This is a genomic window from Mesorhizobium sp. M0571 (assembly GCF_040320985.1).
Taxonomy (GTDB): Bacteria; Pseudomonadota; Alphaproteobacteria; order Rhizobiales; family Rhizobiaceae; genus Mesorhizobium.
This window is the reverse complement of sequence record NZ_JAMYQT010000028.1, coordinates 1-13559: the sequence shown is the minus strand read 5'-3', so window position 1 is coordinate 13559 and position 13559 is coordinate 1. Positions and strand designations below refer to the sequence as shown.

12 protein-coding genes and 2 pseudogenes are annotated in these 13559 nt (G+C 62.1%); 9 read left to right on the top strand and 5 right to left on the bottom strand.

Annotation, left to right across the window (positions count from 1 at the left end; genetic code table 11):
- Nucleotides 1-26: 26 nt before the first annotated feature.
- The 4 genes from NKI85_RS26260 (at nt 27) to NKI85_RS26245 (ending at nt 6419) form a co-directional block, all read left to right on the top strand.
- On the top strand, nt 27-506 hold the full coding sequence (locus NKI85_RS26260) for a MarR family winged helix-turn-helix transcriptional regulator (RefSeq protein WP_352532059.1): 480 nt from the start codon (nt 27-29) through the stop codon (nt 504-506).
- Nucleotides 503-1675, top strand: a complete 1173-nt coding sequence (locus tag NKI85_RS26255) for an HlyD family secretion protein (protein ID WP_352532038.1) — start codon at nt 503-505, stop codon at nt 1673-1675. The genes NKI85_RS26260 and NKI85_RS26255 overlap by 4 nt, the downstream gene beginning before the upstream one ends.
- Before the next feature lie 308 nt (nt 1676-1983).
- Nucleotides 1984-3519: a DHA2 family efflux MFS transporter permease subunit gene (locus tag NKI85_RS26250; RefSeq protein ID WP_352532040.1), complete on the top strand. Its 1536-nt coding sequence runs from the start codon at nt 1984-1986 to the stop codon at nt 3517-3519.
- A gap of 215 nt (nt 3520-3734) precedes the next feature.
- A complete protein-coding gene (locus NKI85_RS26245) occupies nt 3735-6419 on the top strand; it encodes an EAL domain-containing protein (protein WP_352532042.1) in 2685 nt (894 codons plus the stop codon).
- A gap of 45 nt (nt 6420-6464) precedes the next feature.
- On the opposite strand, the gene NKI85_RS26240 is transcribed toward NKI85_RS26245, so the two are convergent.
- Both NKI85_RS26240 and NKI85_RS26235 read right to left on the bottom strand, forming a co-directional pair.
- The gene (locus NKI85_RS26240; RefSeq protein WP_352532043.1) at nt 6465-6980 is read right to left on the bottom strand and encodes a CAP domain-containing protein; all 516 of its coding nucleotides are present in this window, start codon (nt 6978-6980) and stop codon (nt 6465-6467) included.
- Between the two features lie 124 nt (nt 6981-7104).
- A pseudogene (locus tag NKI85_RS26235) lies at nt 7105-7424 on the bottom strand (winged helix-turn-helix transcriptional regulator); the annotation flags it as partial.
- A 109-nt stretch (nt 7425-7533) separates the two neighbouring features.
- On the opposite strand from NKI85_RS26235, the gene NKI85_RS26230 reads away from it, so the two are divergent.
- Both NKI85_RS26230 and NKI85_RS26225 read left to right on the top strand, forming a co-directional pair.
- Nucleotides 7534-8238 (top strand): glutathione S-transferase family protein, encoded by a 705-nt coding sequence (locus NKI85_RS26230; protein ID WP_352532045.1) that lies wholly within the window; start codon nt 7534-7536, stop codon nt 8236-8238.
- Nucleotides 8239-8385: 147 nt separating this feature from the next.
- A complete protein-coding gene (locus tag NKI85_RS26225; RefSeq protein WP_352532047.1) occupies nt 8386-9210 on the top strand; it encodes a DUF2189 domain-containing protein in 825 nt (274 codons plus the stop codon).
- A 6-nt stretch (nt 9211-9216) separates the two neighbouring features.
- Here NKI85_RS26225 and NKI85_RS26220 read toward each other — a convergent pair whose 3' ends face one another.
- A complete protein-coding gene (locus NKI85_RS26220; RefSeq protein ID WP_352532049.1) occupies nt 9217-9849 on the bottom strand; it encodes a LysE family translocator in 633 nt (210 codons plus the stop codon).
- Nucleotides 9850-9993: 144 nt separating this feature from the next.
- Nucleotides 9994-10341, bottom strand: a pseudogene (locus NKI85_RS26215) (hypothetical protein); the annotation flags it as partial.
- Nucleotides 10342-10621: 280 nt separating this feature from the next.
- Between NKI85_RS26215 and NKI85_RS26210 the strand changes: the two are divergent.
- Both NKI85_RS26210 and NKI85_RS26205 read left to right on the top strand, forming a co-directional pair.
- On the top strand, nt 10622-11482 hold the full coding sequence (locus NKI85_RS26210; RefSeq protein ID WP_352532051.1) for a TIGR01459 family HAD-type hydrolase: 861 nt from the start codon (nt 10622-10624) through the stop codon (nt 11480-11482).
- Nucleotides 11483-11491: 9 nt separating this feature from the next.
- A complete protein-coding gene (locus NKI85_RS26205; protein WP_352778782.1) occupies nt 11492-12475 on the top strand; it encodes a bifunctional riboflavin kinase/FAD synthetase in 984 nt (327 codons plus the stop codon).
- Between the two features lie 58 nt (nt 12476-12533).
- Here the strand turns inward: NKI85_RS26205 and NKI85_RS26200 are convergent, their stop codons facing one another.
- On the bottom strand, nt 12534-13088 hold the full coding sequence (locus NKI85_RS26200; protein ID WP_352778780.1) for an HdeD family acid-resistance protein: 555 nt from the start codon (nt 13086-13088) through the stop codon (nt 12534-12536).
- Between the two features lie 233 nt (nt 13089-13321).
- On the opposite strand from NKI85_RS26200, the gene NKI85_RS26195 reads away from it, so the two are divergent.
- Nucleotides 13322-13559: hypothetical protein (locus NKI85_RS26195; RefSeq protein ID WP_352778778.1), on the top strand; the 238-nt coding region annotated here is incomplete at its 3' end.

Below are 13559 nucleotides of genomic sequence, written 5' to 3'. Positions count from 1 at the left end.
AAGCACGCTCATTATATATGTCGCTCATGGTTTCCGACGGCATCGACAGATTGGGCTTCTTGATTCACGACGTGCAGCGCCTGATGCGCAAGCGCTTCGAGGCGCGCGCCAGCGGCTTCGGCCTTTCCTCGGCGCAATGGCGGCTTCTGGTCCGCGTCGCCAAGGAAGAGGGTGTCGCGCAAGCGCGGCTCGCCGAACTGCTCGAAATCGAGCCGATCAGCGTTTCGCGCCTTGTCGATCGCATGGAGGAGGGCGGCTGGATCGAGCGCCGTTCCGACGCAACCGACCGGCGCGTCCGCATGATCTTCCCGACCGCCAAGGCGAGCGCGGCCTATGCCCACGTCAAGAGTCTCGCCGGCGAAGTCTATGAGGAATCGCTTGTCGGTGTTTCGCCGGAAGATCGCCGTGTCCTGGTCAGGGCGCTGGATACGATCGTGCAGAATCTAGCGGACGGCGAGACGTCGTCCTTGGAAAAAGTGAAGAATACAGAAGGCGCAGCAGCATGAACGCGGTAGCCAAGATAAACCAAGATGCGACCAAGCTGGAGATGGAAGCTCCCGCGCAGCCGGCGCCGGTAACCATTGCCCCGCAGGTGCAGCCCGCACCGGTGGCACCAAAGAAGAAGCGCCGCGCCGGCCGTTTCCTTTTGATGGTCGCGCTGCCCGCGGCGTTGATCGCCGGCGGCAGCTATGTCTGGGTGACCGGCGGCCGCTATCAGGAGACCGAGAACGCCAATCTCGAGCAGGCCAAGGTGTCGATCGCTTCGGACACGGCAGGCCGCATCGTTCGGGTCGACATTGCCGACAACCAGCTGGTCAAGCAGGGCGACGAGCTGTTCGCCATCGACCCCGAACCTTATCGGATCGCACTGGCCCAGGCCGACGCGGCGGTGGCCGGCGCGCGCCTCAATGTCGAGCAGCTGCGTGCCGCTTACAGCCAGGCTGTGTCGCAAGAGAGATCCGACGAAAGCCAGGTCCAGTACGCGCAGTCGCAATATGACCGCGCCGCCGACCTTGCCCGCAAGGGCATCAACGCCAAGTCGTCGCTGGATGAGGCCAAGAACGACCTCGACAAGGCCAAGCAGCAGCTGGCCGTGGCCCAGCAAGGGATCGTCAGTGCCAAGGCGGCACTTGGCGGCAATCCCGACATCGAGACCGACAAGCATCCGACGGTGATGGCGGCGCTCGCTGCACGCGACAAGGCGGCCTACGATCTGGTCCAGACCACGGTCAAGGCGCCTGCCGGCGGCATCATCAGCCAGGCCGCTTCGTTCAAGGTCGGCCAGTATGTCGGTTCGGGCACGCCGCTGTTCTCGCTGGTCGAGACCGGCGACACCTGGGTCGACGCCAATTTCAAGGAAACCCAGCTCACCAACATGAAGCCGGGCCAGAAGGCCGAAATCGTGGTCGACACCTATCCGGGCAAGACGTTCGAAGCCATTGTCAAGGCGATCGGCGCCGGTACCGGGGCCGAGTTCTCGCTGCTGCCCGCGCAGAACGCCACCGGCAACTGGGTCAAGGTCACGCAGCGCATTCCGGTTCGCCTGGAGTTGACCGACGCCGACGCCAAAATGGCGCTGCGCACCGGCATGAGCGCGACCGTCACGGTGGACACCGGCGTCTCCCGCGGGCTGCCGAGCATTTTCGGCCACGCCACCGCAGGCGAGGCCAAGTAAAGAGGCCAACTAGAACAGCGGCCGCATAGCGAGCTGGATGCAGGTGACAGGATTGGTCCGAGGGAAGCGCAGGAAGAGTTGAATGCGTAGACGGGCTGCGCTGCGGCCTGCTTAAACCAGACAACTCTGCGCAGGATCTTCGGTCCTCAGGTTTCCGGGCGGCAGGCGCCCGTATGTCGAGACGCTCAGTCGATGTAACCCCCACATCGATGGCCGCGTCCCACCGCGATGAGGGTCTCCACAGCGAGGGCCTCGCCGCCCGGAAACCTAATGTACACGTTTTTGTTACCTGCTGGAAGTTTTACATCATGAGCAGCCCAGAACCCTTTCGCGAATTACCGCACCGCGGCCTGATCACCGTTGCGCTCATGCTGGCGACGATTATGCAGGCGCTCGACACCACGATCGCCAACGTCGCGCTGCCGACCATGACCGGCGATCTCGGCGCCTCCCCCGACAACATCAACTGGGTGTTGACCTCCTACATCGTTGCCGCCGCGATCATGACGCCGGTGACCGGCTGGCTGGCCGACCGCTTCGGTCGCAAGGAGCTGTTCCTGACGGCGGTGGTCGGCTTCACCGTCTTCTCCATGCTGTGCGGCATCGCCTGGAGCCTGGAGACCATCGTTTTCTTCCGGCTGATGCAAGGCGTGTTCGGCGCGGCCATCGTGCCTCTGTCGCAGACCTTCCTGCTCGACATCAATCCCAAGGAACGCCACGGCCAGGCCATGGCCATCTGGGGCGCCGGCATCATGCTGGGACCGATCCTTGGCCCGACGCTGGGTGGCTGGCTGACCGAGAATTTCAACTGGCGCTGGGTGTTCTTCATCAACCTGCCGGTCGGTATCATCGCTTTCCTCGGCATGGCCGCATATCTTCCCAGTGTTGCCCGGCGGGTGCGCAGCTTCGATTTCTTCGGCTTCACCATGCTCTCGCTTGGCGTCGGCGCGCTGCAGCTGATGCTCGATCGCGGCGGCGAGGTCGACTGGTTTTCCTCGATCGAGATATGGATCGAGCTTGGTCTTTCCATCACCGGCTTCTGGGTATTCATCATTCACACCCTGACGGCGGAGCACCCCTTCATCGACCCGAAGATCTTCCTCGATCGCAATTTCGTGACCGGGCTGGCGTTCATCTTTGTCATGGGCGTGCTCATTTTGGCGAGCATGGCGCTGCTGCCACCAATGCTGTCGACCATCTTCGGCTATCCGACCCTCACCATCGGCATCGTCTTAGGGCCACGCGGTGTCGGCACGATGATTGCGATGCTGTTCGTCGGGCGGATCATGCACAGGATCGATGCCAGAATCCTCGTCGTCATCGGCTTCCTGCTGACCGCGCAATCGCTCTACACCATGTCCAGCTTTTCGCCGCAGATGGACAACTGGCTTATCCTCAGCTCCGGCGTCATCCAGGGCCTTGGAATGGGAATGGTGTTCGTGCCGCTGTCCACCGTGGCCTTCGCCACGCTCGACGCACGCTTCCGCACCGATGCCACGGCGTTATTCAGCCTGGTGCGCAATCTTGGGTCGTCGATCGGCGTATCGGTGGTGACGGTTTTGCTGGTACGCAACACGCAGATCAATCACGCTGAACTCTCGGCCTATATCAATCCGTTCAATCCCAACCTCTGGGGGGCGTCGCCGGCAGCGGCGGGCGGCGACCCGACGGCGCTTTCCCTGATGGATGGCATGGTCAATATCCAAGCGATGATGATCTCTTACGTCAATGACTTCAAGCTGCTGATGATGATGACGCTGCTCGCCGTCCCGTTCGTTTTCCTGCTGCGCAAACCAAAGGCCGGTCCTGCCGCCGGTGGGGCGCCCGCGGCGCATATGGACTAGGCTGCGAATGTGCGGCGGCCTGAATGACGATCGAGAGGTACGCTGCGCCGCTTCCGGCAGGCGAAATCTGCTCTAAGCCTCAGCTGTCCATGCCGTTCGCGCCGGCGTCGAACCGGTTCATCTACCATTAGTATATCCAGACCAATATGCAGTCGCTTTTGGGTTGAAGGCGAGCCTCTCTGCTTGCCTCAAACATCAGCAGGGAGGAACTGTGTTTGGCCACGAAATCATCCAGGCAACCCGCCGAAGCACCCGAATCCGCCAATCTAACGACGCTGGCAAAACTGGCGACTGCCTCGTACGAAGCCCTCGAACGCGAGCTGCGCGCCACGATTGCAGCACTCGAGGACCAGGCACTGCGGTTCCAGACCGCGATCGAGAACATCTCGCAGGGCATCTGCTTTTTTGACGCCGATGAACGGCTGATCCTGTGCAACCGACGCTATGCGGAAATCTATCGGCTTGCGCCGGAGCAATTGCAGCCGGGCCTGGCGCTGCGCGAAATTGTCGAGCGTCGCGTTGCTGTCGGGACGTCGCCGACGAACGCAGACGCCTATCTGGCCTTGGCGCGGGCAGTCAATTCAGGCGCGGCTTCGGGAAACTGGTCAGCCGAGCTCGCCGATGGCCGGACAATTCAGGTCTGCCACCAGCCAATGCCTGACGGGGGCTGGGTGGCCACGCATGAGGACATCAGCGAACTCAGCGCCAATCGCCTGATCATCGACGAGCGCATCTCGTTGCAGACGCTGATCGACCTGGTACCTGACTACATGTGGGTGAAGGACACCGAAAGCCGCTTCGTCGTCGCCAACCGGGCCATTGCGTCCGACAGCGGTCAGGACAGGACGAGCGACATGATCGGTCTGACCGATTTCGACCTTCATGCTCCGGATCTTGCGCAGAAATTTCGTCTCATTGAGCAGAAACTGATGCGCGACGGACAACCGATGATCGACGAGGAGGAGTTCGTCATCGATGCGTCAGGCACCGGCAAATGGTTCCTGTCGACGAAGCTGCCGTTGCGCAACGTTCAAAACAACATTTTCGGCCTCGTCGGCATTGCCCGCGACATCACTGCGCGCAAGCAGGCCGAAATCCTTCGCGACGGGCAGGCGCATATCCTGGAGATGATCGCAAAGAGCGCCCCACTTGAAGACGTGCTCGAGCGGCTCATGCATCTGGTCGAGTCCCAGCTGGCGGGGATATCCGGTTCGGTCTTGCTACTCGACAAGGATGGCAGCCACTTGCGCCACGCCGCCGCGCCGAGTCTGGCAAAAGACTACACCAACGCCGTCGATGGCGCCGTGGTCGGCCCCAAGGCAGGGTCTTGCGGAACCGCGGTCTATCGGCGCGAGCCGGTCATTGTCGCCGACATCATGCAGGACCCGCTTTGGGACGACTATCGTGATCTCGCCCAGCGCCATGGTTTGCGTTCATGCTGGTCGACGCCGATCCTGTCGCATCAGGGCGCCGTGCTCGGCGTCTTTGCGATGTATTCGATGACGGTGCGCGAACCGACAGAGGCCGAGACTCGCCTCATCGACTTCACGACGCGCATCGCCGGAATTGCCATCGAACGCAAACAGGCTGAAGACCGGATCCACTTCATGGCCAACCATGACGTGCTGACCGGGCTTCCCAATCGCGCCTTGCTAGAGGATCGGCTTTCCCAGGCGGTCTTGTACGCTCAGCGATACGATCGCTGGGTGACGGTGGTGTTCATCGATCTGGACAATTTCAAATTCGTCAATGACACGCTCGGCCACAATGCCGGAGACGAGCTCCTGAAGATCGTCGCAAGTCGCATGGTCGAGTGCGTAAGGGCAACCGATACCGTCGTGCGGCTTGGCGGCGACGAATTTGTCATCGTGCTGTTCGACCAGCCGACGAATGTCGATCTCGTCTCCGAGACCTTGCAAAAAATCCGAGCGGCGATCGCAGAGCCGGTTCAGCTTGGAGGCCATCTTGTGCGGGCGACAGCCAGCATCGGCATTGCCAGCTATCCCAAGGATGGGGCGGCTCCCGATGTGCTGCTGGCAAACGCAGATGCGGCCATGTATCGCGCCAAGGAGTCCGGTCGCGACAATTTCCAATTTTACACTCCGGAGTTCAACACCAGGGCGCATGAGAAATTCGTGCTTCAGGAAGAGCTGCGAAACGCCTTGGAGCGTTCGGAATTCACTCTGCTCTACCAACCGCAAGTGGACCTTCGGTCAGGTCGGGTTTTTGCGGTCGAGGCATTGATACGCTGGAACCATCCGACCTTGGGCACGATAATGCCGATGATGTTCATCCCGACCGCCGAGGAGACAGGTCTGATTGTACCGATCGGCGACTGGGTTCTGCATGAGGCCTGCCGGCAAAACAAGGCCTGGCAAGATGCCGGCCTGCCGCCAATGACCGTTTGCGTGAATGTCTCAGCACGGCAATTCAGGGAACGGAACCTGATCGATCGCGTCATAAACGCGCTGAAGGACAGCAGCCTGGAGGCCAGATACCTGGAACTTGAGGTGACCGAAAGCCTCATCATGCAGGACATCGACCTGGCTGTCGCGACGATGAACGCACTGCAGAGCCTGGGCGTCCAGATCTCGATCGATGATTTCGGCACAGGCTATTCCAGCCTGAGTGCGCTTAAGACATTTCCAGTGGCGCGGCTGAAGATCGATAAGTCCTTCATCACGGATCTGGCCGCCGACGAGAACGACCAGGCTGTTGCCAGCGCCGTGATTTCATTGGGTCAAAATCTCAACCTGAGGGTCATCGCCGAGGGCGTTGAGACAGACGATCAGGTAGCCTTCCTGCGCAGGAACAATTGCGACGAAATGCAGGGCTATCATTTCAGCAAACCGGTTTGCGCGCAGGACATCGAGGAATTGCTCGGCGGCCGCAAAGACTGACGGGTCGGTCATCCGGCAGGCTTCCGCCGACCAAATGGCGGAAGCTTATCTACCGAGCACAAGGCACCAGTAGCGGAGCGTGCTGTCGCGGCCATCGCGCACATAGGCGAGGCCGAAGCGGGCAAAACGTGGGTCGAGCATGTTGCCGCGGTGGGGCGCCGAATGCATCCAGACGTCGAACAGCTTCTGCTGGTCGAAGCGGCCTTCGGCGATGTTTTCGGCGGCAGCGCCGGCAATGCCATTGTTTTTGACGCGCGAGGCAAAGTCCTTGCCCCAGCCGGTGGTGTGGTTCATGCGGCCGCCGCGCGCCATGTAGCCGGCCTGCTGCAGCGCCGCCCGTTCGAGCTGTGCATCGGGGACAAGCGGCCCGAGACCCGCCGAGGCACGGATGCCGGCCAGAATGCCCGTGGCCGCGGAAGAGACCCCGGTGCCTTCGCCGGTGGGCAGCACGGTGACGCAAGCAGCGAGCCCGGCCAGTGCGCCAAGGCCGGCAGCCCTGAGCAGTACGCGCCTGTTCAGGCTTGATCGGCCTTCATAATTTTCGATTTTCGCAGCGGTCATGCCCGCCTGACATAGCGGTGATCATGGCTTTTGCCGGGCGAGTGAGAATATCGCTCGCACAATCTGCGGATTGTCGTCTTAGGCCGCCTTGCCGAGATCGGATTTTGGGGGTCGACGACGCCGGGGCGGCCCGATCTTGTTCGGTATGTTCCCACCAGGCGCCAAGCGCGTCGATGAGCGGCACAAGCTTGAGACCGGGCTCCGTGAGGTCGTAGTCCACATGCAGCGGATAGCCCGAACGCGCCGTTCGCCGAACGATCCCTGCTTCCTCCAGCTTGCGCAGTTCGAGCGCCAGGATGCGGTGCGACACTGTCGGGTTGTCACGCCTCAGGTCGCTGAACCGCTTGGTGCCGTCCTTGAGATAGTAGAGCAGCAAGGTGGCCAGCGACCGCTGAGCACACGCATGGTCTCTTCGATCGGGCAGCGTGAGACGACATCTTTCATGGCGGGAACCTGGTTACAGAATAGTGCGTAATTTACATGGGCCGCCCGGTGTTTAGGGTCAAGTTTCGCTGCGCAGCGTGATCCCTAAATCATGGAAGAGACAAAGAAAATGGAACCTATTCTCCTTTATGGCTTCCCGGCGGGAAGTTCGATGGGGCTCGTCGCTGCCTTTGAACGCGTTGGACAGCCCTATCGCCTGTGTCGTGTCGACATGCTGGCCGACATGAAGAACGATGCCTATGCCAGCATCAACGGCCGTCAGGAAACGCCGGTGTTGATCACCGACGAAGGCAGGGTGCTCACCGAGACCATGGCGATTGCCGCGTGGCTCGAAGTCCGCGATACCCAACGTCGTATCAGCTTCGAGCCTCGCTCGCCGGAAGCCGACCGGATGCACCAGCTGATGGCTTTCGTGAACACCGGTTTCACCGCTGCTTTCAGTCCGCTCTGGGCCGCACTTGAAATGGAATCGGCCGAACCGGTGCTGCTGGCGACCTTGCGTGACTTTGGCCGCAAGGTCGTTACCCAACGCCATGACCAGCTTGAGGCGATGATCCTCGACACTGACTTTCTGGTCGGCGATCGGCTGACACTGGCGGATACCACGCTGATCGGCGTGGCGCGCTGGGCGGAGTTCCACCAGGCGGTCGATGGGGCCGCCTATCCCAAGCTGGCGGCGCTGCGCTGCCGCATCGAAGCAGATCCGGCCGTGCGATATGCGCTCGCTGTCGAGGCTGGCGAAAAGCCCGCCGGCTCAGGCGCTTGCCTCGGTCACGTTCCGCTGGCCGAGGTGATCGATCGCTTCGCGACCTAATCTCGTCCTGTTCGTTCCGCCCCGGCGCCCCGGCGCCGGGCGGTGGCGACAAGCGCGCCGAGATCGGCTATCATACGGTCGTTCTTGAAGTGGCAGCTGCGGGCGGCCATCCTGGCGATGACCGCCCCGACACACGGGAGAAAGGTTATGGCCGGCTTTCATGTCATGGCGGATGCGCGTGGAACGCATGTACAGCCGACGGTGCGCCGCATCAGCACCGCGGATCTGATCGATGCGCTCCGTCTCGGCGTAGAGGATTTCTGGGCCAAGCCGTCGCATTATGTGTTCCTGTGCCTGATCTATCCGGTGGTCGGCCTGATCCTGACGGAGTGGACGTCGGGCTCGAACGCCATCCAGCTCATCTACCCCCTGATGTCCGGCTTTGCTTTGGTCGGCCCGTTCGCCGCAATTGGCCTTTACGAAATCAGCCGCCGGCGCGAGTCCGGCATGGATACGTCCTGGTGGCATGCGCTCGACGTGCGCCACTCGCCGGCGCTGCCCGCGATTGCGGTCATCGGCATCATGCTGCTGGTACTGTTCCTGCTCTGGCTGTTTACCGCGCAATCGATCTACACCAGCCTGTACGGCAATCAGCCTCCGGCCTCTATCGTTGGCTTTATTCGCGAGGTGCTGACGACCAGCAAGGGCTGGACGCTGATCCTGCTCGGCAACGCGGCTGGGTTCGTCTTCGCCGCGATCGTGCTGGCGACGACTGTCGTCGCCTTTCCGCTGCTGCTCGACCGCGACGTCGGCGCCGTCTCTGCAGTCGAGACGTCTGCGCGGGCAGTTATGACCAATCCGCTGCAGATGGCGCTGTGGGGCCTGATGGTCGCCGTGCTCCTGGTCCTCGGCTCGATCCCGCTGTTTGCCGGGCTTGCCGTCGTCATGCCCGTCCTTGGCCACGCGACTTGGCATCTCTACCGCAGGGTGGTCGAACCGGAGCGGGCCGAGCAGGTCAGGCGGCCGATGTAGGACCGATCAGCGTTGCGCGTCAGTTGCCATCTTGATGGCCAGCGCCGTCAGCACCGTGCCCATCATCCAGCGCTGGATCACCAGCCATAACGGCCGCCCGGCGAGGAAGACGGCGATGGAGCCGGCCGTCACCGCGATGATCGCGTTGACGGTCAGGCTGATCGCCACCTGGGTGGCACCGAGCACCAGAAGCTGCGACAGGACGTGGCCCTTGCCGGGGCTGATGAACTGCGGCAGCAGCGACAGATAGAGCACGGCCACCTTCGGGTTGAGCAGGTTGGTCATCAGGCCCATGGCGAACAGCTTGCGCGGCCTGTCCCTCGGCAGTTCGCGGATAAGGAAGGGCGAGCGCCCACCGGGCTTCACCGCTTGCCAGGCGAGCCACAGCAAATAGAGCGCGCCGGCAAGGCGCAGCACATCATAGGCGAAGGGCACGGCGAGCAGCAGCGCGGTGATGCCGAACGCCGCCGACAGCACATAGAATAAAAAGCCGAGCGCCACGCCACCCAGAGAGATCAGCCCGGCCTTCGGCCCTTGCGACAGCGAGCGCGAGATCAGATAGATCATGTTCGGGCCAGGCGTCAGCACCATGCCGAGGCAGACCAGCGCAAAGGCGAGATGGTTGGCGGGTTCGGGCAAGAGCGCATCTCCGGATGGCGGTGAGGACAGTCACCACAGGCCTTCATCACCCGCAAGAGCATGAGGGCAGGAGCCTTTGCGCCAGCGCCGCTGTTAGCGATTCTTCGCGCGCCCCCTCTGCTTAAGTTACCGATCCCGTCGCCTTCAGCCGACGATGCGCAGGTTCGACAATTCGTTGACGATTTCCTTGAAATTGTAGGACAGCGTCGCGCCGGTCGCATTCCAGAACAGCTTGGCCGGCTTGCTCGGGTCGGTCGGATCCTTGCGGAAGCGCGAATCCGAGGAACACGCCTTCAGCGCATCGATCGCCTTCTTGTCGCCGGTATCGGTGGTCGACAGGTCGAGCGCGACCGTCATCACGAGAATGTTCGAATTCTTTGCATTGGCGCAGAGCGTTTTCATTTGCTCGTCGAGTGTTGCCGTGTAGTTGGCACCGGAATAGGTGGTCTTGCCGATATCGGTGCTGGTATTCATGAACAGACGGGTCACGCTTCCAGATCGTTCAAGATCGGTACGGGTTTTCAAACCTCGTTAACCATGCGTCCGCCATCGGCAATGCTGCTACGCGTTCTCTGCGGCAAAGCTCCTTAAAAGGGGGACACGGCGCTGAAAAAGAAAAGCTTTTCGCCATCACGACCTCGCCGGCACTACCGAGCGACAATCTTGACGCAACGAAAGCTGGTGACAGGGTGAAACGCTTCGGTTAATCCGAACCGGTCGCGGCGGACCGTCGGCCGCGACGCTTGCAAGCATCACGATACAGGACAACGGCATGGCGGATTCGCCCGACATCATCGGTTCGCTCGCAGATCTGTCGGGAGCCTATTCAGCCATCCTGTGCGATGTCTGGGGCGTGGTGCACAATGGCGAATGGCATTTCCCTGCGGCGGCTGCCGCGCTGATCGCTGCTCGCGCGGCGAAAATACCTGTCGTGCTGATCACCAATTCGCCGCGCCGCAGCGCCGACGTGGTGACGCAGATGAACGCCATCGGTGTTCCTCCCGCCGCCTACGATCGTGTCGTCACTTCCGGCGACGTAACGCGCGACCTGATCGTCGAAGGGCCGCGAAAGATCTTCCATATCGGTGCCGATCGGGATTTCACACTCTATGACGGTCTCGACGTCGAACTCGTCGAGGAGTTCGAAGCGTCCGGTGTGGTCTGCACCGGCCTATTCGACGACGAGGTGGAGAAACCGGAAGATTATGCCGATCTTCTGCGGCGGCTGCGTGCAAGGAATCTGCCCTTCATCTGCGCCAATCCCGACATCATGGTCGAGCGCGGCGAGCGCATGATCTGGTGCGCGGGGGCATTGGCCCGCGACTACGCACAGCTTGGCGGGCGCACGCTGATCGCCGGGAAACCTTACGCACCGGTCTATGACGTCGCCATGAAAGAGATCGCCGACATTCTCGGCCGCCCGGTCGAGCGTTCGCAAGTTCTGGCCATCGGCGACGGCATGATGACCGATATCAAGGGCGCGGCCGACAATGGCTTCGACGTGCTTTACGTATCGGGCGGCATCCATGCCCGCGATTACGGTGAAGCGCTGCAGCCGGATCCGGCCAGGCTCGCGGCCTTTCTCGAAAAATACGGCTACAGGCCGGTCGCGGTCATTCCCAGACTGCAATAGGTTCAAGCCATGACGGCAATGTCCGAACGCATTTCCGCAACCGCGCCGCTGCCGGCCCATCTGCGCGGCGGCGTGGTGGCGATCGGCAATTTCGACGGCGTCCACCGCGGCCACCAGGCGGTGCTCGAACGCGCGCGCGCCGAAGCGGAGCGTCGCGGCGTACCTGCCCTGGTGCTGACCTTCGTGCCGCATCCGCGAAAAGTTTTCAGGCCGGACATGCCGCTGTTCGTGCTGACGCCGCCGCCGATGAAAGCACGGCTGTTGTCGCATCTGGGTTTTGCGGCACTGGTCGAGCAGCCGTTCACACGCGAGTTCGCCTCCTTGTCGGCGGAGGCTTTCGTCACCGGCGTGCTGGAGCGCAACCTCGGCATAAGTCACGCAGTCACCGGCTTCGATTTCCATTTCGGCAAGGACCGCCAAGGCGGCCCGGCCTATCTGATGGCGGCCGGCGAGCGCCACGGCTTCGGCGTCACGCTGGTCGATGCCTTTCGCGACGAAAGCGCCGAGGTGGTGTCATCGAGCCGCATTCGCGCGCTGCTGTGCGAAGGCAATGTGGTCGAGGCCGCCGGCCTGCTCGGCTACCGCTTCACCGTCGAGGCCGAGGTGATCGGCGGCCAGCAACTCGGCCGGACGCTCGGCTTTCCGACTGCAAACATGAGACTTTCGCCGGAAGCTACTCTGAAGGAAGGAATTTATGCTGTCCGCTTCCGCCGCGCCGACGGCTCGCTTCATGATGGCGTCGCCAGCTTCGGCCGCCGGCCGACGGTCGACGACAATGGCGCGCCGCTGCTGGAGACCTTCGTCTTCGACTTTTCCGGCGACCTCTATGGCGAGATTTGTGCCGTGTCCTTCTTCGGCTACCTGCGTTCGGAGGTGAAGTTCGACGGGCTTGACGCGCTGGTCGCCCAGATGAAGCGCGACGAGGCAGAGGCGAAGGCACTGCTCGCCGGCGTCAGGCCGCTTTCCGGGCTCGACGCTGCCATAGCTTTTTAGAGCATGGTCCCGAAAAGTGGGAACCGGTTTTCGGAAAAGATCATGCTCAAACCAGAATTTATTTCTTCAGCGCCAAGCCGACGGCAATGAAGGTCCAGCCCTGGAAAATCAGGTCGACGGCCAGGAACAGGCCGAGCACCCACACGCTGTTGACCGGCCAGCCCATTGCGATGACCAGTCCCGCCAGCGCGCTGATGACGCCGGCCGCGACGACCCAGCCCCAGCCCGGCTGCGGCCGGTGGCTGTAGCCGACCCAGGCCCTGAGCACGCCTGAAGCAAGGAGCGCGACCGCCAGGAGGAAGGTCAGCACCGTCGAGGCGAGGACCGGATTGCCGAAGGCAAAGAAGCCGGCGACGGCGTAGAGAAGGCCGCTGAGCAGCCAATAGAAGAAGCGGCCCCATGTCTTCACACCGAAGGCATGGATGATCTCGACAACGCCGGCCATCAGCATCAGCCAGCCCACGACAAAGACGGAGGCGACGGTTGCGATGAACAGATTGCCGAAGGCGATGCCGCCGAAGATAAGCAGCAGCACGCCAAGCGCGACGAACCATCCCCATTTCGCCCGCGTCTGGCCAATGGCGTCTTTCATGGCATCGCCGCGCAGTGTCATTGCCGCATCTCCCTCAAGGGTTGCCTGGCATCTTCATTCTAGAAGGTAGCGCCGATCGCCTTGGCCGTCCAGCGAGCAGGCTGCGAGCGCCACACCCCCGAGCGATCCCCTTGCCAGATGTCCTCTGTGGATGGCTCCCGCGATGCAAGAGGTAATTCGACATTATGGCGCGTTGGTCGGGTGCAGTCTTCTGTGCGGCCTGTTGATGCAGCCATTCGAGACTGCTGGCCCTGATGGGGTCGGCGAACTGGGTCCCAATCTGCTTTGCAGGCTATGATGCCTCCGACATCGCATGGGTTGTCCCTGTTCCCGGCCTGACCGGTCTCGCCATCACATCGCGTCGCTCTCACAACCTCATGGAGCCGATCGATCGGCTCGATCTGATTTCTGCTTCAGTGTCTCGTCTTCTGCGCAACTTACGCTGCAAGGTTCGGAGCATGACGCGCCTGATAGGTTTCGCCGCGCGCCATG